Source organism: Corynebacterium sp. HMSC28B08 (genome assembly GCF_001806865.1).
Lineage (GTDB): Bacteria > Actinomycetota > Actinomycetes > Mycobacteriales > Mycobacteriaceae > Corynebacterium > Corynebacterium auriscanis.
Genome location: NZ_KV786164.1, coordinates 16,041 through 39,331, shown reverse-complemented (window position 1 = coordinate 39,331; position 23,291 = coordinate 16,041). Strand labels below are relative to the sequence as shown.

Genomic DNA, 23,291 nt, shown 5'->3' with positions numbered 1-23,291 from the left:
ATCCCAGTGGGGCGTCGAATGATAAAGAATTAAAAATGCGTGCTTCCAGCACCTAGCGCACAGACTAGGAGGCTAGCCCAATACAAAGGCTAACCCCACAGTGCCGACAGGCCGGTGAGGGACTTCACGCCCATGAAGATGGTCAGCAACCATGCCGCTGCACCGATGACCAGCAGCCACTTAGGGTACTGATACCCGTGCAGCAAGTCCTTGCGCTTCGCAGCAACCCACAGTACAAGGGCGAAACCGACCGGCAGGATCAGTCCGTTGAACGCGCCAGCGAAAACCAACAGGCCCTGCGGAGTCTGGTTGAGCACCAAGTAGATAACCGTACACACCAAGATGAATACGGCAGTGGCGATATTGCGGTACTTCACGTTGGTGGTTTGCTTGGTCACGAATGTGATGGAGGTATAAGCCGCACCAATGACGGAGGTCAGAGCGGCAGACCACAGGACCACACCAAACGCACGTAAGCCGATGTCACCGGCTGCGTGGCGGAACGCATCCGCGGCTGTGTTCTGCTGGGCCAGGGTTACACCGGTTGCAACCACGCCCAGGATGGCTAGGAACAGCAGTACGCGGAGGATACCGGTAATGACGATGCCCAGGACGGAAGCACGAGTGATGTCCTTGACGGCTTCTGGCCCCACATGTCCACTATCAATCATGCGGTGCGCGCCGGCGAAGGTGATGTAACCGCCCACGGTGCCACCAATGAGGGTGGTGATAACCAAAAAGTCGACCTTTTCCGGCATGACGGACTGCTTAAGGGCCTCACCGACCGGCGGGTGCGCAGTGATTGCCACGTACAGCATCAGCAGAATCATGACAGCGCCCAGCAGAACAACCAAGCGGTCAAGAGCCATTCCGGCTTTCTTGGACGAGAAAATCAAAATGGCAATGACGGCGGAAATCAAGCCACCGATTTTGGCATCGATGCCGAACATGGCATTCATGCCCAAGCCCGCACCGGCGATGTTACCAATGTTGAATACGAGGCCTCCGATGAAAACCAACGCGCCGAGGAACCAGCCGAGGTATGGGACAACGGTATTACCCAGTTCGTTTGCGCGCTTGCCGGACACGGCCAATACGCGCCACACGTTCAGCTGAATGGCGATGTCCACAATGATCGACAACACGATCGCGAAGGCGAACGCAGCGCCCATCTTCACGGTGAAGACGGATGTCTGGGTCAAAAAGCCCGGACCGATCGCGCTGGTAGCCATGAGGAACATAGCGCCCAGGATGGAAGCGCGGCCCGCCGCCGCCTTCACATTGGCAGTGGGGGTCTGCTCAGCGGTGGTTGCCTGCCCGTCGACCTGGTGCGAGTCGTTGGACACGGGGCGCGCCGGAGAACTGTTATTCTCCATATTCTCCTCCTACTGTGAGAGAAAGGTGAGGCCTTCAAAAATGTTCGGTTAATACTAAACGCTGAATATCCGCAAGCACAACGCAGTTTGACGCGGACCTTCGCGGCGCCTTGATCTTTCGGTGAAAGGGCAGTCCAGTTGAGTTGAAACCTTATTCGGACCTGCCCATACTGGAATGATGAAAACGTCCGAGGCGAACACCCCCACATACCCCGTAGGTCAAGACCCAGATCGTTGGAAGATCCTCAGTGTGGTACTCGCGGCGATCTTTATGTCGTTGATCAGTGTGTCCATTGTCAACGTGGCTTTACCATCAATCAAGGCCGGTTTGAGCGCCGACAACTCGGCGATCCAGTGGGTGCTTTCGGGTTATGCGTTGACCTTTGGCGTGGTTCTGGTCGCCGCGGGGCGCGCCGGTGATTTACTCGGGCGCGGGGGCATGTTCTTGGTGGGCATCATCGTGTACACCACGTGTTCCATGGCCGCCGGTTTTGCTCCCCATGCCGACGCCCTGAACGCTGCACGATTCGCCCAAGGCGTGGGGGCCGGCCTTCTCAACCCGCAGGGTGTGGGCATGATTCAGCAGTATTTCCAAGGCAAGGAGCGCGGCCGGGCTTTTGGTTATTTCGGGTCCACCGTGGGAATTGCCGTGGCCGTCGGCCCCGTCCTGGGTGGTTTGCTCATCAAACTGGGCGGCCCCGACTTGGGCTGGCGCCTAACATTCCTTGTTAATCTACCTTTCGGAATCCTCGCGGTGATCCTAGGGTTGCGGTGGTTCCCCCGCCCTCTGCTGGCTAGGGTGCGCGATCCACACACAGGCAACCCCATCGGCCTGAGGCGCACTATTAAATCTTTTGACCCCCTGGGTGCACTACTTTTGGGTGCGGCCGTTTTGGCAGTGCTTATTCCTTTTGCAGAATCAGCAGTTTCGCCCGCAGTCTGGGTCCTGCTGCCCATTGGTATAATTTTGGTTTTGGCGTGGGTGAAGTGGGAACGTCGAGTTGAAAATGCCGGGCATTCTCCCATGGTGAATCTGGATATCTTCACACACACCAGCTTCCGCAATGGCGCCTTGCTGGCAGCCCTTTGGTTTGCAGGAATCACCAGCATCTGGGTGCTGTTGGCACTTTATTTCCAGAACGTCCTAGGCCACTCCGCACTCGTAGCCAGCGTCGTGGGCATTCCAGCCGCAATATCCAGCGCATTTTCGGCGAACTGGGCCGGCAAACACGTCACTACAAAGGGCCGGCCCATCGTCATGGCTGGCATGGTGATGGTGTTGATTGGGCTCGGGCTAACCATCGGCATCGTCTTGGCTGTCGATCGCTGGGGCATCTCCGAATGGTTCTTGGTGCTCTCTTTGACCCTCGTTGGCGCGGGACAAGGTGCTGTTATTAGTCCTAACCAGACACTTACGTTGGCCGATGTTCCGCTCTCCTATGCCGGCTCGTCTGGGGCGGTATTGCAAACTGGCCAGCGCATCGGTACCTCCGTGGGCTTGACGGTGGTCACCGCAATCACCTTCGCAGTGATGGCTTCTAACCCCCCAGCTGCAGGTATTGCTGCGGGTTATGGCGCGATCATGGCGGTGTGCCTAGCTGCGTTTGTGGTTGGTGGTATCGATCTACGACAGCGTCGCAGTCACCCCAACTAACCCCACTTACCCCCGTTATTGAAATGAGTTGTCATTTAATCGCCAGTTTCCCTTAATCTTGCATTCGATAACAATTATCGATAAGGAGATTGATTAATGCCTCATAGCTCTCGCTGGCCGCGTCGCGTGCTAGCCGTCGCGATCGCACTGTCCACACCTGCGGGCCAGCATCTCACCGCCGTTGCGGGCCCCGATGACCAGAAAATCGTCATGTCCGAGGGCCACGTTGATTCCCCAAAGGCATTCTGGGATAAGGGTCAGAACAACTTCACCCTGAAGTCCAGCTACGGTGATACTTCTCCGGTGGATGAGACCGTATCTTGGCTGCCGCACTACTACCTACAGCGCGGCAGGAACAAGTCCGAACAACAGCAGTTCATTCGCCTCGTGACCGATGAACCCGGTGAAGAGATTCTGGGCAAGCCCGGACAACCTTTGTTCTGGGCTCAGGCTGTCCCAGCCGATCTGAAGAACATGCTGTGGCAAGGTTTTGGTGCAGATACGAACATCCCGGTAGAGCGGTTCCGCGATGGTAGCTTCCAGCTGGACTTGGTGGATTTCCAAGGTCCCGGTGATATGACGTTCTCCCGTGGCGGCGAAGGCTTCCCCGTGGCGAACCTTCTCAGCAGCGTGCGCAAGGCCAACCGCTCCATCTGGTTAACCGCGGGTGACCACAGCCACAATGACACCACGTTCACCAAGCCAGGTCGGTACGTGATGAAAATGTCGGCGTCGGCCCGAGGTAAAGACGGCAAGCTAATCCAAAGCCCTGCGCAAACGGTAACGTGGCAGGTCGGTGGCACCAAACCATCATCTAAGAACATCGGGGATGTCAAGAAGGCTTTCGACGCCGCTGCCTCCCACGGCTCTCAGACCGCCACCGGTGCGAAGCTCTCCATCGCCCCGGCCCAGCGTGAGCACATGAGCACGTTGACGTTCGCCACCGGAAATGCTGGCGATAACGGGACTGCCGTGTTCTACATCGACGGTCACTACTTGGCGGAAGTACCGGTCAAGGCCGGTATGGCGGAATGGGAGGAAATGCTGGGAGCAGGCACATCCAGCTACCAAGTTGTGTACGTCCCCAGCGCACAATCCGTAAGCAAACCCTGGGTGTCCGCGCCTCTAAGCTACGACGCAATGGGTGCTGCAACCACGGGTGAAACGACCAAGGCTGGCACCTTCCCCACAGCCCCAACCCGTCCAGCCAGCCCTACCCTGGCGCGCAACGACTACCGGCCCACATCCAATGATGTGCACATCTCCAACAAGCAGGGATCCGCATTTGACGAGTTCGATTCCCTGACGGTTAAACCAAAGGATGATTCCCTATCGCTGCACGTTGTGGGCGGATTGTACCGTCCCGGTTCCCACGCGCCGAGCTGTGAAGTGGATTTCGTTTCCACCCCGGCCGACCGCACGGGTGAATACGATGCCGATTGCGCAGGTAAAGACCTAGAGTGGCGCTTAACTGTTGTGCCACAATCCTGGGTGAAGCCAGGTGCAACAACCGTGAAGGTGGATTCTAAGGCTAACGCCCCATACGCACTCAACGGCACCGCCCAACTGGGCAACGCACAATCCGCGGCCCCATCAGCCCCGGCCGAAGAGCCCAAGGCGGAGGATTCCGCAGCGGTTCCGAACAAAACCCCCGTCACCCTGTCGCAGGGCCACGTGGACATTGCCCCAGCGCTCACCAAAGACGGACTGCGAGTAACCATTGGCGATGACACTCGTCAACACTCCACCACCTCCGTGGTGCGCGACCCCAAGGCCGTGACCTTGGAGGTCCGGGAGCAAGCTCGAAAGGTGCGCAAGGGCAAGGCCACGGAGGGTTCCGCGTGGGATTTCCTGGGTAAACCCGGCGAGCAATACTGGTTGCTGCCAGAAAGCCAGAACAAGTATTTGGTGTGGCCCGGTTTCTCGACCGAGCACCTCGATCGTTCCACGTTCCCCAAGGGAGTGGACTTCGAAATTGCCCCTGGCACGAGCCCTGCCGGTGCACAGTGGTTTGCCTTCAAGACCAGCAGCTTAGACAGAACCCCGCACTTCATCGCAGACAACACCAAGACCTTCACGTACCCCGATCCAGGTCACTCCCACATCAACTGGGTGTTCACCGCTCCGGGGAAGTACACCGTCAAGGTACGCGCGGTACCAAAGTCCGGCTCACCAGCCGAGCTGTCTCAGCCCACGCCGTGGGAGTTCATCACCTTTGATGTCAAGGGAACGAAGGGCTCAGCTGATAACGGCAACAACGGCGACAACGGTGGCAACGGTAACCCCAACAACCCCAAGCCACCGGCACAGCCCAGCGGTTCCAGCCAGGTTCCGTCCTGGGGCTGGGTGTTGATCGCCCTCGGTGCCCTCGGCGGTCTTGGCTTGGCGCTGTGGCCGATGATTTCCAAGTTCATCCGCTAGTGGGATCCACGCCGGTTCTGTTACACAGCTGAACCCCACCGACCGACTAAACCGATCGACCAATCGAGAACCGACTGGGAACTCCCCAGTTAGTTCTCGATTTCTTTAGTCTGGGCGATGGAATCGAGGATGTACTGTTTCACCACGGTGGCATCATTCGGCAAATCCTTCACATGCCGTCCGCCGTTCATGATGTCTGCGAAACGCGCGGGTACCTGCGGTTCCTTTCCTGTGGCCTCCACGATCGTCTCGGAGAATTTCACGGGCAGCGCTGTCTCCAACACCACGATGGGAGTATCCACCTGGTCACGGACGGCACGCGCAGCGTTCACACCATCGGCGGTGTGCGGATCGATAAACGTCTTCAACCGCGTGGCGGCGTCGGCAATACAAGCCACCCGATCGGCGTGCGTCGAGGAAGCAGAAAGGAAGCCATAACGCTCCGCGGCGGCTGCGAACACCGGATCTTGGGCCAAGCTAAAGCCACCCTGTTTAACCTGTACCCCGAACAGGTCGGCGGTGCGCTTGGCATCTCGTCCCAGCAGGTCGAAGATGAACCTTTCAAAGTTCGACGCCCGGCTGATATCCATCGACGGACTTGATGTGGCGTGCGTTTGTGCCGCCGACCGGACCGTGTAATCACCCGTACGGAAGAACTCGTCCAGCACGTCGTTTTCATTGGTGGCGACGATCAGGCGATCAATGGGCAGCCCCATTTGGCGGGCGATGTGACCTGCACAGATGTCTCCGAAATTGCCAGTGGGTACGGAGAAGCTGACCTTCTGATCATTGGAGTCCGTCGCGCGCAGCCAGCAGGCCACGTAGTACACAATCTGCGCCATGAGGCGCGCCCAGTTGATGGAGTTCACCGCTCCAATGCGATTGTCGCGCTTGAAATTAGCATCCGAGCTGACTTCCTTGACGATGTCTTGGCAGTCGTCGAAAACTCCATCGAGGGCGATGTTGAAGATATTCGGGTCATCCAGGCTGAACATCTGGGCTTGCTGAAATGGTGTCATGCGACCGGCAGGGGTGAGCATGAATACGCGGATGCCATCGCGACCGCGCATGGCGTACTCCGCGGAGCTTCCGGTATCACCACTGGTCGCACCTAAAATATTGAGGGTCTCCCCGCGGCGTGCCAGCTCGTATTCGAACAGCTCGCCCAGCAACTGCATAGCCATGTCTTTAAATGCGGCGGTAGGCCCTTCGGACAGGTGACCCAGCAGGATTCCGTCTTCTAGGGTGGTCAAGGGTACGATATCCGCGGAGGAGAACTTGTCCGTGGTGTACGCACGCGCGGCAATGGCCTCCAGATCTTGTGGGGGAATATCGTCGACGAAGAGTTTGAGAATCTCCGCTGCCAAGGCAGCGTAAGAGGTCCGCTCCGTGGTGTTCCCCGCCTGCAGTAATTCTCGCCACTGCGTGAGTATCTCATCGGTCAATTGCGGGTATTCCGCTGGAAGGTACAAACCACCATCTGGCGCCAAACCTGACAAAAGGATGTCGGTGAACGCTACCGGGGTTCTAGCTGCATCGCGCGTTGAAATGAAGTCCACGGTTGTTCATATTAATTGGTGCTTCATTTTCATAGGCCGTGACCCGCGGAAATGTTGCAACACCACATTGTTAGGTGGGCAATGTATTCTCCAATTGCATCCGACGTAGGCCCGCAAGGAACGACACTCCGGATTCGACCCACGCATCGCGAAGGCGTACCCTTATTGCAGATCAAATTTACGACATTTTTATAACTACTTTGCTGTGGGGCGGGGCCAGCAGTCCCTCGCATTCCCACACGGAAGGTCCACGATGATCGAAGAGACCCCCGCAGTAGTTGCCCAAGACCTCTCCCTCATCGGTGATGAAGGCCGGGTTTTTGGACCACTTAACTGCACCATCCCCGCAGGGGGACTGACCAATCTGACCGGCGCGGGCGGATCGGGGCGCACAGCACTAGCCCTCGTCCTCGCCGGTCGAATGAAGCCCACCGGCGGTGAACTCACCGTTGTAGGCGAAACAAAACGCGCACGTATCCAAAAGCGCGTTGCCGTGGCCGGAATCGAGCAGATCGATCTGCTAGAACGTTCCGTGACGGTTCGCGATGTCCTCAATGAGAATCGCTCATGGGAGCGCCCATGGTGGCAATTCTTCCGTCGCGCCACTGAAGAAGACCTGCGATACTACTGTCAGGACCTCTACGGCGAACGCGATCTACCGCCACTCGACAGCTACATCTCGCAGTTACCCGCCCTGGACAAGTTGCTACTCCGCGTAGCCCTCGCCCTCAAACCAGCACACGGCCACGAGATCGACATGCTTATCATGGACGACTTGGAGCAAGTTCACCGCTTCGCCGATCGCATTTTCCTACTGCGCAGGTTGGAAGACCTGTCCCAGCACATGACCGTCGTCGTCAACTCCGTCAATCCCATCGACGACTGCGTTCATCCCCGGGCCGTCATCGAACTCAACACAAATGCTGGCCACTTCACTCCCACGCACACCGGCCTCCCCTCCACCGATCACCACTCCCCCGACCATGACGCGAACGGTAGCAGCGTGGCGGCGTCGGAAAGAAAGGAATAATCCATGCTCGCGGGATTGAAACTGAATTCGGAATTCCTCCGTCTCAAACGTAACCGACTCACGCGCGTCGCCGTGATTTTCCTATGCCTGATGCCGCTGCTGTACTCCGCACTGTACCTTGCGGCTTTTTGGGACCCTTTCAACAAGATCGACCAGGTGCCCGTGGCGCTCGTCAATAGCGACAAAGGCACAAAGGTCCAAGGCAAAGAACTCCGTGCCGGAGACCAAGTGATGCAGGGACTGGAAGATAACGACCGGATCCACTGGATCGTCACCGATGCCGAGGACGCACAGAAGGGCGTGGCCAACGGCAAGTACTACTTCTCCCTCGAACTGCCGGAGAACTTCAGCCAAGCAGTCGGTTCCCCCACGAGTGCAAACCCGGAAAAAGCTCACCTCATCAGCACTTATAACGATGCCAACGGATACCTTTCCACGGTCATCGGCCAAAACGTCATGCGCGAGGTACTCAACGTGGTGAGTGACAAGATCAGTGCGCAGGCTGTGGACAAGGTTTTGGTGGGCGTAATGGATGCCGGAAGTGGCCTTGAGCGCGCTGCCATTGGCGCAGGACAGCTAGCCAACGGTGCCGGACAGCTCAAGGATGGTTCCCAGAAGCTCAACGATGGTGCCGGCCAGCTGCAAGACGGTTTGGGCAAGGCGAAAGACGGATCCTCCAAGCTGCGAGATGGCAGCGTGCAACTGGAAGACGGCCTCAGCAAACTCTCCGACGGATCACGGCAACTCACCGATGGCACCGGCCAACTGGCCTCTCGAGTGGGTGAGGCCAGCAAGCAGATCGACGCCCAAAAGGGCAACCTCGACAAGCTAGCGCAGGCCACCGATACCCTCGGCACGGATGTGAAGGTCCTCGATGGGCACGCGCAAACCCTGCGTGCCGAGGCCTCCAAAGCATCGCAAAACCAAGCAGCACAAGCTCGCAACCTGCGTAAACAGGCCCAGGATTTGCGTGCGCTGAATATTCCTGCGGCCACGCAAGCCGCGGTTCAACTGGACAATGTGGCCCGTGGTCTGGAAACCCAGGGCTTGGGACCGCAGTCGGTGGTTAAGAACAAAATCGATGAACTGGCGGATGGTAGCGCCAACGCGAACTACCAGCTCAATAATCCCAACGCCCCCGTGCGCAGTGGCGTCAATAAAATTGCCGGCCTGCCGGCGCAGTTCACCCAGCTGAAAAACGGCGTGGACCAGATCAACGACGGTGCAATCAAGCTGCGCGACAACCTAGGCACTGCCCACGACGGTTCCGTGAAGCTGCGCGACGGCATCAGGGAACTCGATGACGGCAACGTGAAGCTACTGGACGGTGCTAATCGATTGAAAGACGGAACCTCCCAGGCTGTCGATGGCACCAAGAAGCTAGACGATGGAGCCAACCAACTTCACGACAAACTCACCGAGGGCTCCCAACAGGTGCCCAAGTGGGATTCGGGCCGGCGGATGCAGGCTGCCTCCACGATCGGTGGCCCCGTAGAGCTCGATAGCTTCAACGACTCGGGGCAGCAAACCTTCGGTGGCGGTTTGGCACCATTCTTCTTCAGCTTGGCGCTGTACATCGGTGGCATCATTGTGTTCGTCACGCTGCGCCCGCTGCAGGCACGCACTGTGAACTCGGGCGTGCACGCATGGCGAGCCACCTTGGCCGGATACTTGCCAGCGTTCCTCATCGGTATGGGCCAAGCGCTGATTATGGTGGCGGTCACGGTTTGGGCAGTGGGCCTGAAGCCGGATAACCTTCTGGGTCTTTTCGGGTTCGCGATGTTGGTCTCGGCCGTCTACATGGCAATCAACCAGATGTTCATCGCCATCTTCGGATCCGGGCCAGGCAAGGTACTGGCGCTAGCCTTCCTCATGCTGCAGATGGTCTCCTCCGGCGGCTTATACCCCGTGGAAACGCAGGACAAGTTCTACCAGTGGATCCACCCGTTCAACCCGATGACGTATGCGGTCAACGGCTTCCGGCAGATCACATATGGCTTCTACGATGAGCGATTGATTACTGCCATTGTGCTGCTGACGTTCATTGGCTTGGGTGCCCTGTTGCTCACCACGATTAGTGCGCGCAGGCAGCGCACGTGGACGATGAAGCGCCTGCATCCACCTCTGCCGGCTTAATGTGCACGGTGCCGGCCTGCGCACGGGAAGCAACTGCTATCGTGGTGAAAAGCAACATATTGAACAGTGTTTAACTAGCGAGAGGACGTGTTCGCTGTGACCACCACCCCAGAAATTCTTTCCATCGCGCGGGACAAAGTACTAGACCAGGGCATCGGGTTGAACTTCGATGAGACCCTCGAGGTTCTCAAGCTCGAAGACGAGCACATCGATGAACTGCTGGCCCTTGCTCACGAAGTACGCCTAGCCTGGTGTGGCGAAGACGTGGAAGTCGAAGGCATCATCAGCCTCAAGACCGGCGGCTGCCCCGAAGACTGCCACTTCTGCGCTCAGTCTGGTCTGTTCGAATCCCCCGTCCGCAATGTACAGCTGGATATAGCCCAACTGATCGAGGCTGCGAAGCAGACCCAGAAGACGGGTGCGACGGAATTCTGCATCGTCGCCGCCGTTAAGGGCCCCACCGAGGACCTCATGCAGCAGCTGGAAAAGGCGGTAGACGCGATTCAGCGCGAAGTTGATATCAATGTGGCAGCCTCCGTCGGGATCCTCACCCAGGAACAGGTCGATCGCTTGGCCGCAGCCGGTGTACACCGCTACAACCACAACTTGGAAACCTCCCGCAGCTACTTCCCCGAAGTGGTGACCACCCACACCTGGGAAGAGCGCATCAGCACACTGACCATGGTTCGCGATGCGGGCATGGAAGTGTGCTGTGGCGGCATCGTGGGCATGGGCGAATCGCTCGAGCAGCGCGCAGAGTTCGCCATGGATCTGCAGGAACTGGATCCCACCGAGGTCCCCCTCAATTTCTTCGATCCCCGCCCCGGCACCCCCTTCGCCAACATCGAACCCATGCCCGTCAACGATGCATTCCGCACCATCGGCGCGTTCCGTTTGGCGCTGCCCAAAACCATCCTGCGCTTTGCCGGTGGTCGCGAGCTGACCTTGGGCGATTTCGGTGCAGAAAAAGGCATGCTCGGCGGCATCAACGCGGTCATCGTGGGCAACTACCTCACCACCCTGGGCCGCCCCGCAGAACAGGACATCGACATGTTGGGCAAGCTGCAGCTTCCCATCAAGGCGCTCAACGCTACTCTGTAGCTCATGGAATCTGCGCCCAACTCCCTTGCCCAGGCCGTACTCTTAGGCGAGCCACTGGCCTTTGACATGCACTCCGGCCAGCCTCTTTCATCCCTCGACGCCACGCTGTCCCCCCGCCGCGGTGCCCTGCCTGCACCCTCGCGAGGCGCGCTGGCGGGCTTGGAGCCCCCGCGGTACTGCGGATTGTGCGGTCGTCGTATGAAAGTCCAAGTAAGCCCCATGGGTTGGAGTGCGGAATGCTCACGGCATGGCGAGTTCACCGCAGACGATATCTACGCGGCCGCGCAGCGTGACCGTGAAAAAGCTCTTCTCGAGGATCCGCTGGAAAACCCGCAGGAGGACCACGCCGCCCCGGCCACCTCGATCTTCACAGTAATGGGCGCGCTGGCCGCCCAGCACAACGCCATCAATTTAGGGCAAGGGGCGCCCGATGAAGATGGGCCGGAAGAGATGCGCCGCATCGCTGCCGACGGCATCATCGGCGCAAACACGTGCAACCAATACGGCCCAGCCCGGGGCATGGCCAGCTTGCGGGAAGCCATCGCGGTTGACCGCGCGAAGCGCTACGGTCATCAGCTAGATCCGGAAACGGACATCGCAATCACGGTGGGCGCCACTGAAGCGCTGGCCTCCACCATCTTGGCTCTCACCTCCCCAGGCAATGAAGTCATCGTCCTCGAACCGGCATACGATTCCTACCCAGCGGCCATTGCCTTAGCCGGGGCGGAGATGCGCGCAGTTCCGCTGCGCAAGGTGGAATCCAGCCGGGATTGGGAGCTGGACAGGGAGGCCATTGCCGGCGCCGTCACCCAACGAACGCGGATGCTAATTCTGAACACTCCGCACAACCCCACCGGGTATGTGGCGAGTAGCAGTGATCTGCAGTTCATTGCAGACTTGGCGATCCAGCACGACCTCATCGTGCTTACTGATGAGGTCTACGAACGGCTCGTCTTCCCCGATCCAGATACCTCGGATTCTCCCGACCAAGCCGCCGCACACATTCCTCTGGCAACTCTGCCTGGGATGCGGGAACGCACGGTGAGCGTGACCAGTGCCGGCAAGCTATTTAACGTCACCGGCTGGAAAATCGGCTGGGCGATGGGACCGGCTCACTTGATCGCACAATTAGAGGCGATCAAGCAATACCTCACGTTCACCGGCGCCACCCCGTTCCAACCTGCCATCACATGGGCACTCAACAACGCCGACGAGTGGTCGGATTCCTGGTGTAGCGCACTGCGCGAACGCCGCGACGAGCTCGCACAGAACCTGCGCGAACTAGGCATGGACGTCTACCGCGCACAGGGCACATACTTCCTGGTCAGCGATATCGCACCCCTGATTCGCGCTGATAAAACGAATGGGCATCACAACGCGGAATCCTGGTGCAAGGCTCTGCCGGAACTGGCGGGAGTCGCCGCCATCCCCATCAGCGCTTTCACCCATACAGAAGCCGGTCAGCGCGCCACGGAAACGCTGGTGCGCTGGACGTTCTGCAAAGCCCCGGATACCCTGCACGAGGCGATGACCCGACTGTGCGACTGGCTGGGAGCAAAGAATGAAAGCTAAGTTTTGGGCAGCCTGGGGCTTGGTCCACGCGATCATTGCCGTGCTGGCCCTACGGGGCAAGACCTCGGAAGATGTCACGTACTACTACAAGGGTCTGCACCCTTGGCAGTATCTACACCGGGACATTTACTTCAAAGGGGGCCCAGCCGCGCTGCAGGAATACCCCGACGCCGGCACGTGGCCGTTGCGCATCGTCGATGTCCTCACTCCGGACGACCCGGCATTCTTCCGGGTGGCGTTCGTGGCGACGATGGCCCTAGTCTCTGGACTGTTCACCTACCTTATCCTGCAGTTATCCCAGCACCATCCCCGCCCGGAGGGGCGCGAGCACTGGCCCGCGACCTTCTGGTTGTTATTCACGTGCGCTGCCTATCCGGTGATTCTTACCCGCCTAGACCTCGTCCCCGGTGTGCTGGTGGCCGTGGCCGCCCTGTGGTGCGCCACGCGCCCGCGGGTGGCGGCATTCCTGTTGGGACTCGCCACCATGTCGAAACTCTGGCCAGGTGTGCTGGCCGCGACATTCGTGGGTCACTGGAAATCCCGCGGCACGTGGGTGCGCTTAATCTGGTTCGCGCTGTCCTTGGTGACATTGGGCCTGGTCACGGTCGTGCTGTCCGGCCCTGCGCGATTGACCTCTCCCCTGTCCTACCAGGACGTACGTGGCCTGCAGATCGAATCCTTGGCCGCCACCCCATTCATCTTGGCCGCCGCGCTGCGCCCGTCGACTTGGCAGATTGAGTACGCCGCCAGCAAGTCCTATGAGATCTCCGGCCCCGGTGTAGAAGTTGGCATAGCTATCGCCAACGCCCTGACCGTCATGGTCCTGCTTGTAGCCATCGGTTTCGCTGGCTGGCGGTTTCTTAAAGATGACTGGTCCGGCGCATATGTGTTGCGGCTCAGCGCCGTTCTCATCATGCTTCTCATCGTGGGCAACAAAGTGTTGTCCCCGCAATACCTCATCTGGCTGGGCCCATTGGTCGCGGTGTTGCTAGCGACCCATTACACGCGGGCGGTATGGCGCGTTTCGGTACTGCTTTTGGTAGCGACGTTCCTTACTCTGCTGGTGTACCCCGCTACCTACACGCAGCTCACCGAGGGCCCCTCGCCGCTTGCTGCGCTGATCTTGGTGGCCCGCAATGTTGTGCTGTTGGGCGTGGCCGGAGCCGTCGGTTGGCTATTTTTTACCGACGCCTCACGCTCCCCCACTACAACGCCAGCACCCTAGACCTGCTCGAAAACTCTTGGCCTTTACTCGGATTCTTTTAAGATAAGGGTCATGCCACAACCACTACCCACATCACGTCGAAAGTTCACTGTGTTGCTCACAGTGCTGCTGATTGCACTGTTCACCGCGGCAATGATTTTTTCCACCTCCCTACGGCAGCCCGATATGCAGGCCAGCACTGGGCCGACCACAACGGAAAGCGAAAAAGACCGGTCGACGACGACTAAGGAAAAACACCACAAACAGGACAAAGGCGAAAGCGACCGGGACAACGCTAAGAAAGATCAAAAGAACCGGACCCGCTCCGCACAGGCCACCAATAATGCTGGTGCTGCTCCACATGGAGCCGGTGCTTTCAGCATGACCGGGCCTGCTGCTATTCATGGTGCGACGTACGACGTGATGCCATACCAGCTTCCTCTCAATCCCGCCGGCCCCCAAGCCACAATGGTCCGCTGGGTCGATGGCTTGGGAGTGTCCCCGCAACGCGCTCGGCAAGGAACCGTCTACGTCCTGGGGCACGCGTGGGGTTCCGCACCCCTAGTATTCAATCCCATCAGTGAAACCGTCACAGCGGCCGTCGACCTGAACAAGCCACCACGGATGATCAATGGCACGGACAATAAACCGGTAAAACGGTACGCCACAGGAACACTGAATGGCTCACGCATCACCATGCGGGATCACAGCGGACATGCCCGCACATGGCGGGTGACAAACAGTTGGCTGGTCGATAAGAATGAGGCAATCGTGGATCCCGATGTGATGGCGCAGCATCGACCGGGGCGGATCATCCTCATCGCATGCGCAGTCTCGGGTGTACAGGACTTGGGTTACAACGTGATCGTTGAGGGCACGCTGGCCTGATCACAAAGCCGACTCTTAGCGCAGGGCATTGCGAATCTTCGCCGCAGTCAGCGCGCAGGAAGCATCCCGGTCGTGATCCACGGGATAGCTCCGGCATACATCCGAACCGTGGGCGAGAACCATGAGCGTGGCAGCCGATAGCTCCTCGGCAAACGCTTCCTCATCTTCTTCCGTCGCCACCACGGTCACCGCGGGGCACGGTGAGATGTGCGGGTGACCGTGCATCGGGCACGCCCCCGCTGCGGCGAGGCGAACAACCGCATGGGCGGCAATACCCACGGCGTTGCGAGCCTCCACCAACTGCGCCACGCGCCGACGAAACTCCAGCATGCTGGGCATGGTCACGTGGTGCTCGCGCCACTTGGCCGTGGCATGCGCGCGGTCCAGCGCAGTTCCCAAGGCATCGGCGTAGTCGCGGAGCGCACACGCCAGTTGAGTGGCGCAGCCGGCGGTCTCGAGGGCGTCGTTAAGAACTTTGAGCCCTTCCCAGTGCTGTTCCAAATAAGCCGCACGGGCGTGCAGTGGCAGACTCGCCGTGCGCATACGTTCCCACACCGGAGAGCGCTGTAGCGCAGCCGCGACCATGTCTGTGGTCGATTCGACCATCGGTTGGACATCGCGGTAATCCGTGACGGTGTGGGGAACGTGCATGCGGGTTAGCATACCCTAACCCCGGCTCGTGGCGCTAGTCCGCGAACTCCAGCCCCACGTCCTCACCCCAGAAGACCCGGTCCACCACGCGACGAGACTTACGGGTTTTCTTGAGGTAATCATCCAGGAACTCCTGGGCTTGCTCCGGCGCCCAATGAGCGGCGGCCGCCACGTGCCGAAGGCCTTCACTGGGACCGGGTAGCTGGTCCTTGCGCTTACCACGTACTAAGACGATCGCATTGCGCGCGTTGGTGGCACAGATCCACGCTTCGCGCAAGGTGAGCGCATCGGCCTCACTGATGAATTCCATGGCCGCCAATTCGCGGAGGGATTCCAATGTGGAGGTGTTGTGCAACAGGCGGGATTTGTATCCGTGTTCCATTTGCAGCAACTGAACGGTCCACTCCACATCGGTCAACGCACCCCGGCCCAGCTTCGTGTGCGTATTGCGGTCCGCACCGCGCGGTAGGCGCTCGGAATCCACGCGAGCTTTCATCCGACGAACTTCCGCCACCGTCTGCCGATCCGCGCCACCGTCGGGATAACGGAACTCATCGATCATGCGCAGGAACTTAATGCCCAAGTCCTTATCGCCCGCGATCCACGTGGCCCGCAACAAGGCCTGCATTTCCCATACCTCGCCCCATTCGGAGTAATAGCGCCGATAGGATTCCATCGTGCGAACGACCGCGCCTTGTTTTCCCTCTGGTCGCAAGTCAATATCTACTTCCAACGGGGGATCTTGGGAAGGTTTGCCCAACCGGGCCCGCACCGACTCACAAATCATGGTCGCCCACTTCACGGCTTCGTTGTCCTCCACACCGTCTTCTGGCTCGGTCACAAACATCACATCGGCATCGGAGCCGTATCCCAGTTCTGCACCGCCCAACCGGCCCATTCCAATGACGGAAATTCTCGCCGGCGGGTTCTGCGCGTGTTCATCGGCCCACCAGCGGATTTCAGCAGCCAATGAGGCCTCCAGCACCGCGTCCCATACCAGAGACAGCGAGCGGCACACCTGCTCCACGTCCATGAATCCCAGCAGGTCGGCGCTAGCCACACGTGCCAACTCCGCGCGCCGTAAGCTGCGGGCGATACCAATTGCACGCTCGGGATCGCGCTGCCGGGCGACCGCAGCCACGAGCGAATTGGTCACAACCTCGGGTTCCTGCGCCAAGAATTTTGGACCGCTAGCACCATCGGACAGCAACTTGATGGAATCGAGAGAGTTCAACAACAATTCCGCCGCATAAGGCGAGGTCCCCAAGATGTACATCAGTCGTTTGCCCACGATGTTCTCATCACGCAGCAAGCGCAGGAACCAACTGCGGTCCTCCGCCTTCTCACTGAGTTTGCGGTAGTTCAATAAGCCCGAATCGGGATCAACGGTGCCCCCGAGCCATTCCAGCAGCGTGGGCAAAATAATCGCCTGCAACTTGTGCTTGCGGGTACTGCCGCTAGCCAAGGCCGTGAGGTGCTCAAACGCGCGGTCTGGGTACGCATAACCCAAAAATGCCAGCTGCCGTTTGGCCGCATCCGGGCTGAGGCGCACCGCATCGGCGCTCATCGCCACCACGGAGGACAGAAGCGGTCGGTAGAACAGCTTCGCATGTAATTGCTGAATCTGCTTGGAGGTGCGCTTGACCTCTGCTTGGAGTACCCCCACTGCATTATCTGTGGCGTCTGCCCGAAATCCAGCAGCCCTAGCGAGCCACCGCAACGGCTTCACATCATCTTCCGCCGGCAGCGTGTGCGTGCGCTTGAGGCGCTGCAACTGTAAGCGGTGCTCCAGCAACCGCATGAACTCGTAATTCTCTATGAGGTTGGCCCCATCTTCACGACCAATATAACCGGCTTGGATCAAGGCATGTAGCGCCCGCACGGTAGAACGCACGCGCAGTGATTCATCGGTGCGGCCGTGAACTAATTGCAACAGCTGAACCGCAAACTCCACGTCGCGCAGCCCCCCGGGTCCCAGTTTTAACTCCCGGTTGCGAATATCTTCTGGCACATTGTCGATGACTCGCCGGCGCATCGCCTGTACATCGGGGACAAAGTCTTCGCGCTCAGACGAAGCCCACACCTTCGGAGCGATCCCCTCGATGTACTTCTGCCCCAGTTCCAAATCGCCAGTCATGGGTCGAGCCTTCAGCAAGGCTTGGAACTCCCACGTTTTCGCCCATCGGTCGTAGTACGTGAGGTGCGAATCCAGCGTACGGACCAACGCCCCCTGTTTTCCCTCAGGGCGCAAAGCGGCATCCACCTCAAAAAACACGCGCGTGCCGATGTTGACGAACTCTCCCGCCCAGCGCGTTGCCCGGGCATCGGCGGGTTCCGCAACAAACACCACGTCTACGTCGGAAATATAATTCAGCTCCTGTGCCCCGCACTTACCCATCGCGATAACCGCCAGATCTGCGGGTGGCTGGGGCTCCTCGTCATCGGGCCCACCGTAGACTGAGCTACACGCTACAGCCAGTGCCGCGGTCAATGCTGCATCGGCCGCATCCGCCAGCGCTCTCCCCAAGCGCTCGAACGGAAGTTTCTCCTCATCCGAACCCCGCGTGGTGCGCAGCACAAACGTCCCCGCACAATCTATGGCTGCCACCCGCGCCAACAAACTGCGGTAGGCCTGCCGCATGGCCTTATCAGCCTCAGCCCCTTGCAGCCCAGAGCGGTATACCCTTTTTCTTTCCGACGCCCCGCTGTCCACCGGCAGAGCTTCCACCGAACGCAACATAATCTCCATCATGTCGTCACCCGAAGGCATCTCGAGGGCCAGCTCAGGCCATGTCGTTGGGTGGGCCACAATGTGGTCACCCAACATAGTGGAAGCGCCGAACAGTCCCAGCAGTCGACTGCGGAAAACCTGGTCCCCCTCCAGGGCGGTCATGAGGGAGGCCGTGGTGGCGTCGGTAATAGAATGCGCCTGCGGCATCTGCGCCACACCCCCGCCGGTACAGGCCGGTGGGTGCCACGAGAGGTCTGCACCTTCTTCCTCGGCCTCGTTGAGCGCGTGAACCAACCGGATCACGTTGTTCAACGCCAAGTCCGGATCGCCCGCAGTGGCTAGGCCCCACAGCAGCGGTGTTTTGTCTGGGTGATCCCACCCGAGTTCCGCCAGGTCCTCGGCGGCACGGGGATGGTTCAAGCCCAATTGACGCGCAGAGGGAACGTCGGAGCGTGAGGTTTTCGGGCGATGCATTGCTGGGGTCAACTCCTCTAACGGACCAAACGTGGGTGGGGCTTAAAAGGGCAGATTGTGCTCTAGCTCCCATGGGGTGATTTGGGATTGGTACTCGTGCCATTCGCGCCACTTATTGCGCAGGAAGAATTCGAAGACGTGCTCGCCCAGAGCATCGGCCACCAATTCCGAACGCTCCATTTCACGGAGTGCCTGGTTGAGGTCACTGGGCAGATCGGCGTACCCGGCGGCGATGCGCTCCCGGCGCGTCATGTGCGAGACGTCCTCTTCCGCAGGGTTGGGGAGCTCGTACCCCTCCTTGATCCCCTTAAGCCCCGCGGCCAGCAACACTGTGTACACCAAATACGGGTTGCACGCGCTATCTGGGCTGCGGATTTCCACCCGACGAGAGGCCGCCTTGTTCTGCGTATACATCGGCAGGCGGATGAGCGCCGAGCGGTTGGACGCGCCCCACGCTGCAGCGCGCGGGGCCTCGTCGCCCGAGGTAATGCGCTTGTAGCTGTTGACCCACTGGTTAGTCACCGCGCTGAGCTCCGAAGCGTGATGCAAAATGCCCGCGATAAAAGATTTGGCGGTGGTGGACAGGCGCAATTCATCATCGGGATCATGGAACGCGTTTTCTTCGCCCTCGAATAGGGACATGTGCGTGTGCATGGCGGACCCGGCGTACTCGGCGAAGGGCTTGGGCATGAAAGTTGCCCGCACTCCGTTGCGACGCGCAACCTGCTTGATGAGGTACCGGAAGGTCATCACGTTATCGGCCATGGACAGAGCATCGGCATACCGCAGGTCGATCTCCTGCTGGCCGGGCGCGGTTTCGTGGTGGGAGAATTCCACGGAGATCCCCATGCGCTCCAAGGTACTCATGGCCTGCGAGCGGAACCCCGGTGCTTCCTGAGACACAGCTTGGTCGAAGTATCCCCCCATGTCCGCGGGCACGGGATGTTCGGTGGTTGAGTTCTGCTTCAACAGGAAAAACTCAATTTCTGGGTGAACGTAGCAGGTAAAGCCCTGGTCGGCGGCCTTCTTCATTTGGCGCCGCAGCACCTGGCGGGGGTCGGCCCACGACGGTTGCCCATCTGGCATGACGATGTCGCAGAACATGCGGGCGGACAACTGCCCCTCCGGCGAGTCCGGAAACGGCATGATTTGGAAGGTGGATGGGTCGGGGCGAGCGATGTTATCCGATTCGGCGATGCGAGAGAATCCCTCGATCGCTGACCCGTCGAACCCGATTCCCTCTTCAAACGCCCCCTCGAGCTCCGCCGGAACCACCGCCACAGACTTGAGGTAACCCTGAATGTCGGTGAACCACAATCGAACGAAACGAATGTCGCGTTCTTCCAGCGTGCTGAGGACATATTCCTGTTGGCGATTCATGCAGCCCATTGTAGGGCACTGATCGGACAATGCCGGTGGCTATGGCACAATCTGCAGGCATGGCTAACCTTGAACGTTCGAACGGTTACTTGGTCCCCACCAAGCAACTGCGTATTTCCGACTTCCACCGTTACAAGGCCGAGGGCAAGAAATTCGCCATGCTGACGGCCTATGACTATTCCACCACCGTTTCTTTTGTCGACGCCGGCATCGAGCTCTTACTCGTTGGTGACTCGGCCGCCAATGTGGTTTATGGGTACGGGGCTACACAGAGTGTCAGCATGGACGAGATGTGCTACCTCGCAGCAGCAGTCGTGCGAGGTTCTGGTAATGCATTTGTGGTTGCCGACCTGCCATTCGGAACGTACGAGGCCTCGGACGAACAAGCAGTAAAGAGCGCGGCCGAGATGATGCACCGCTCAGGTGCCCATGCTGTGAAACTCGAAGGTGGGGTACGCATGGCCAGCCGTATTGAAGCCATTACGCAAGCGGGCATTCCGGTGTGCGCGCACATCGGTTTCACCCCACAGTCAGTCAACCAACTGAGTGGTTTCAAGGTACAAGGCCGTGGGGCTGGCGCCCAAGCTCTGATGGAAGACATGAAGGCCGTCGTCAAAGCCGGCGCCGACATGGTGGTCATGGAAATGGTGCCCGCGGATGTCGCCAAGGACATCACTGACGAGTGCCCAATTCCAACCATCGGTATCGGCGCTGGCCCAGACTGCGATGGCCAGGTCCTCGTGTGGCATGACCTAGCTGCACTGCCAGCCAATGGGCACCGCCCGAAATTCGCGAAACAGTGGGCGCAGGTGGGCCAGGACCTCACGCACGCGGCCAGCGAATACAAGCGCGAAGTGGCCGAGGGGACGTTCCCGGCCGAGGAACACTGCTTCTAAGGCCGACTACTAGTCGTCCTCTTCGTCGTAAGCATCCTGCGCAGCGGTGTTCTTGCGCGCAGTTTCAAGGGCAGCGGCGGCTTCCGCCTGGGTGTCGTAGGGGCCCATGCGGTTGGACCAAGAATCGGTCTTGCCTTGGAGAACTTCACCGGTTTTTGTATCGTAGTACCACTTATCAGTCATGGTTCCCGTTGATACCACAACACGGGCGGGCACGTCGGCGCGGCCGATTTAATCGGCCGGCCATGTGAACAGAATTTCCCGGCTGTCCACGTCCGCCGTCACCAGCGTGACCCTGACCGTTGCGGCTTCTTCTGGAGCTCCGTCAGCGCCGTTACCACGGCAAGGCGCGATCACCGGAGGGTTTTCCACGAAAACCGTGGAGGTCGCCGACCGATCGCTGTTGTCCTGCGCAGACGAAGCATGCAACACCACTGCGGTGAAATCCTGTCCGACCCAGGGGTGCAACACCACGGCCTCCGTGAGCTTGAGGCAGGCCTTATCCACCTGGGATGCCAATGCCCCGCTGGACTTCATCGTCTCTAGCACCTCCGGAATGCGTGAACGCACCCAGTCGGGCACTTCCCTGCCCTCCGCGATAGCCAAGCACACTTCGGTTGCAAAGCGATCCACCAACCGGCGTAGCGGCGCAGTCACGTGTGCGTAGTGCCCACCAATTCCCGAGTGGATCGCGGCTTCCTCGTTTTCGCCACTACCCAGCGCCTGGTAACTCGCACCGCGGAGCAAGCTTTGGGCGTCGCGCATTAAAGCCATTCCCTGTGGCGTAGAAGCGTCCACTTCCGCCAACAACTCCCCTACGGAGCGATCCCCACGTTCGTATCCCAAAGCTGCCGCCGCGGTATCGAACTTCGCCAGAGACTTCTCGTCGGCTGGGGGCAGTGTTCTTAGAATTCCCACACCAGCTTCCACCATCATGCGTCCCGCACACATACCCGCCATTAGGGAAAGCTCGGCGTTGTAATCATTCATCGACTGACGCGGGTCAATACTCAGGTGGAATGCACCTGCTTCTGTGTCTTCAGCGTTTTCCACCGAGATGCTGGGCACCCGCAGGTTGATCGCTTGGCGGCGCAGATCGGAGCCCTGCCGGGACCGTCCCACATCCGGTAACAGGGCGATCGAGGGGTGCAGCTTCCCGGCGCGCAAATCCTCTTCCACCCCGTTGTAATCGAACCGGGCCACGGAACGCACCAGGCATCGCCGCACGGTGAAGTTCTCAACCTCGCCCTCAGCGGTCACCAGCATGTCCCACACCACTGCAGGACGGTCTTGGTTCGGCAGCAACGATGCACTGTTTTCCGATAATTCTTCCGGATGCAAGCGGACCGGCCCATCGGGTACGTAGATGGTTTGACCACGCCGCAGGGATTCGGCTTCCACCACCCCGCCTGGTTCGACGAATGCAGCCACGTCCGCGATGGCATAGCGTACCCGCCACGCTGCGGTTTGCGCTGCTACCCCTTCCGCAGGCTCGATGTGTACCGCCTGGTCCAAGTCCATGGATCCGGCTGGATCAATGGTCACAAAGGGCACGTCACGCATATCCTGCCGTCCCTCCGGCAATCGATCGCCGGCCTCAGCAGCAGCCTGGCGGACCGCCTCGGGGAAGTCATCCGGCAAGGAGAACTCGTGGCGAATATCACTGAAGTTAAGTGCGGCGGCAAAAAGTTTCATGCTCACCACAATGGCACACTCAGCGCCGGCGTGAAGGCGCGCCCAGCTGGTCTTAAAAAAACACGTTGTAGGTCGAGACAGCCTATGAGCCGGATTCTGTCTATCCACCCCCTCCCCGAGGGGAAGACGTGGACGAGGCGATCATCCATCTGTGCCGACCATCGCTGGTGGCCTCAAGCGGTCTACCTATTCATCACACGGGCGGGCCGCCCTCGAACTCGCTCGCACTATCAACCCGAAGACTGCAGTGCAAACACTTGACCTTGCTCCCGGTGGGGTTTACCAAGCCACCCCAGTCACCTGAGGTGCTGGTGCGCTCTTACCGCACCTTTTCACCCTTACCCGCACGCCCGAAGGCGCCAGGCGGTTTGTTTTCTGTGGCACTAGCCCGCGGGTCACCCCGGGTTGCCGTTAGCAACCACCGCGCCCTATGGAGTCCGGACTTTCCTCCGCGCCTGGCCTTTCCGCACTAAACGGCTGGTTCCACGCGCCGCGATCACCCGGCTGTCTCGACAGAAGTTAA

The 23,291-nt window shown here is 59.6% G+C and carries 16 protein-coding genes and 1 other RNA gene; 9 read left to right on the top strand and 8 right to left on the bottom strand.

Annotation, left to right across the window (positions count from 1 at the left end; translation table 11 throughout):
* Positions 1-89: 89 nt before the first annotated feature.
* Positions 90-1,376 carry an NRAMP family divalent metal transporter gene (locus tag HMPREF3098_RS04570; RefSeq protein ID WP_035113334.1) on the bottom strand — a complete coding sequence of 429 codons (1,287 nt, stop codon included), beginning with the start codon at positions 1,374-1,376 and terminating at the stop codon, positions 90-92.
* 178 nt (positions 1,377-1,554) lie between these two features.
* Here HMPREF3098_RS04570 and HMPREF3098_RS04565 point away from each other — a divergent pair, with 178 nt between their 5' ends.
* The gene (locus HMPREF3098_RS04565; protein WP_235700672.1) at positions 1,555-3,030 is read left to right on the top strand and encodes an MFS transporter; all 1,476 of its coding nucleotides are present in this window, start codon (positions 1,555-1,557) and stop codon (positions 3,028-3,030) included.
* Positions 3,031-3,126: 96 nt separating this feature from the next.
* A complete protein-coding gene (locus tag HMPREF3098_RS04560; protein WP_070434171.1) occupies positions 3,127-5,451 on the top strand; it encodes a choice-of-anchor M domain-containing protein in 2,325 nt (774 codons plus the stop codon).
* Positions 5,452-5,540: 89 nt separating this feature from the next.
* On the opposite strand, the gene thrC is transcribed toward HMPREF3098_RS04560, so the two are convergent.
* Positions 5,541-7,010 (bottom strand): threonine synthase, encoded by a 1,470-nt coding sequence (gene thrC / locus HMPREF3098_RS04555; protein ID WP_070434170.1) that lies wholly within the window; start codon positions 7,008-7,010, stop codon positions 5,541-5,543.
* 253 nt (positions 7,011-7,263) lie between these two features.
* On the opposite strand from thrC, the gene HMPREF3098_RS04550 reads away from it, so the two are divergent.
* The 6 genes from HMPREF3098_RS04550 to HMPREF3098_RS04525 all read left to right on the top strand — a co-directional run bounded on the left by HMPREF3098_RS04550 (position 7,264) and on the right by HMPREF3098_RS04525 (position 14,941).
* Positions 7,264-8,040: an ATP-binding cassette domain-containing protein gene (locus HMPREF3098_RS04550; RefSeq protein ID WP_070434169.1), complete on the top strand. Its 777-nt coding sequence runs from the start codon at positions 7,264-7,266 to the stop codon at positions 8,038-8,040.
* 3 nt (positions 8,041-8,043) lie between these two features.
* Complete coding sequence (locus tag HMPREF3098_RS04545; protein WP_070434168.1) at positions 8,044-10,176, top strand: YhgE/Pip family protein; 2,133 nt, start codon at positions 8,044-8,046, stop codon at positions 10,174-10,176.
* Positions 10,177-10,272: 96 nt separating this feature from the next.
* Positions 10,273-11,277, top strand: coding sequence for a biotin synthase BioB (gene bioB, locus HMPREF3098_RS04540; protein ID WP_070434183.1), 1,005 nt, complete (start codon positions 10,273-10,275; stop codon positions 11,275-11,277).
* A gap of 375 nt (positions 11,278-11,652) precedes the next feature.
* Positions 11,653-12,849: an aminotransferase class I/II-fold pyridoxal phosphate-dependent enzyme gene (locus HMPREF3098_RS04535; RefSeq protein ID WP_070434182.1), complete on the top strand. Its 1,197-nt coding sequence runs from the start codon at positions 11,653-11,655 to the stop codon at positions 12,847-12,849.
* Complete coding sequence (locus tag HMPREF3098_RS04530; protein WP_070434167.1) at positions 12,839-14,074, top strand: glycosyltransferase 87 family protein; 1,236 nt, start codon at positions 12,839-12,841, stop codon at positions 14,072-14,074. The genes HMPREF3098_RS04535 and HMPREF3098_RS04530 overlap by 11 nt, the downstream gene beginning before the upstream one ends.
* Positions 14,075-14,125: 51 nt before the next feature.
* Entirely contained in the window at positions 14,126-14,941 is an 816-nt protein-coding gene (locus tag HMPREF3098_RS04525; RefSeq protein WP_070434166.1) for a sortase family protein, read from the top strand.
* Between the two features lie 15 nt (positions 14,942-14,956).
* Here HMPREF3098_RS04525 and HMPREF3098_RS04520 read toward each other — a convergent pair whose 3' ends face one another.
* Genes HMPREF3098_RS04520 through HMPREF3098_RS04510 form a run of 3 tightly spaced genes read right to left on the bottom strand, consistent with a single transcriptional unit; the run spans position 14,957 to position 20,177 of the window.
* Positions 14,957-15,592, bottom strand: coding sequence for a hypothetical protein (locus HMPREF3098_RS04520; protein ID WP_083284093.1), 636 nt, complete (start codon positions 15,590-15,592; stop codon positions 14,957-14,959).
* A 34-nt stretch (positions 15,593-15,626) separates the two neighbouring features.
* Entirely contained in the window at positions 15,627-18,797 is a 3,171-nt protein-coding gene (locus HMPREF3098_RS04515; protein ID WP_070434164.1) for a bifunctional [glutamine synthetase] adenylyltransferase/[glutamine synthetase]-adenylyl-L-tyrosine phosphorylase, read from the bottom strand.
* Positions 18,798-18,839: 42 nt separating this feature from the next.
* The gene (locus tag HMPREF3098_RS04510; RefSeq protein WP_070434163.1) at positions 18,840-20,177 is read right to left on the bottom strand and encodes a glutamine synthetase family protein; all 1,338 of its coding nucleotides are present in this window, start codon (positions 20,175-20,177) and stop codon (positions 18,840-18,842) included.
* A gap of 59 nt (positions 20,178-20,236) precedes the next feature.
* Between HMPREF3098_RS04510 and panB the strand changes: the two genes are divergently transcribed.
* Entirely contained in the window at positions 20,237-21,073 is an 837-nt protein-coding gene (panB, locus tag HMPREF3098_RS04505) for a 3-methyl-2-oxobutanoate hydroxymethyltransferase (protein WP_070434181.1), read from the top strand.
* 9 nt (positions 21,074-21,082) lie between these two features.
* On the opposite strand, the gene HMPREF3098_RS11275 is transcribed toward panB, so the two are convergent.
* The 3 genes from HMPREF3098_RS11275 to rnpB all read right to left on the bottom strand — a co-directional run bounded on the left by HMPREF3098_RS11275 (position 21,083) and on the right by rnpB (position 23,280).
* Positions 21,083-21,256, bottom strand: a complete 174-nt coding sequence (locus tag HMPREF3098_RS11275; protein ID WP_141739669.1) for an SPOR domain-containing protein — start codon at positions 21,254-21,256, stop codon at positions 21,083-21,085.
* Positions 21,257-21,304: 48 nt separating this feature from the next.
* Positions 21,305-22,768 carry an RNB domain-containing ribonuclease gene (locus tag HMPREF3098_RS04500; RefSeq protein ID WP_070434162.1) on the bottom strand — a complete coding sequence of 488 codons (1,464 nt, stop codon included), beginning with the start codon at positions 22,766-22,768 and terminating at the stop codon, positions 21,305-21,307.
* 69 nt (positions 22,769-22,837) lie between these two features.
* An RNA gene (gene rnpB, locus HMPREF3098_RS04495) (RNase P RNA component class A) lies at positions 22,838-23,280 on the bottom strand.
* Positions 23,281-23,291 lie beyond the last annotated feature (11 nt).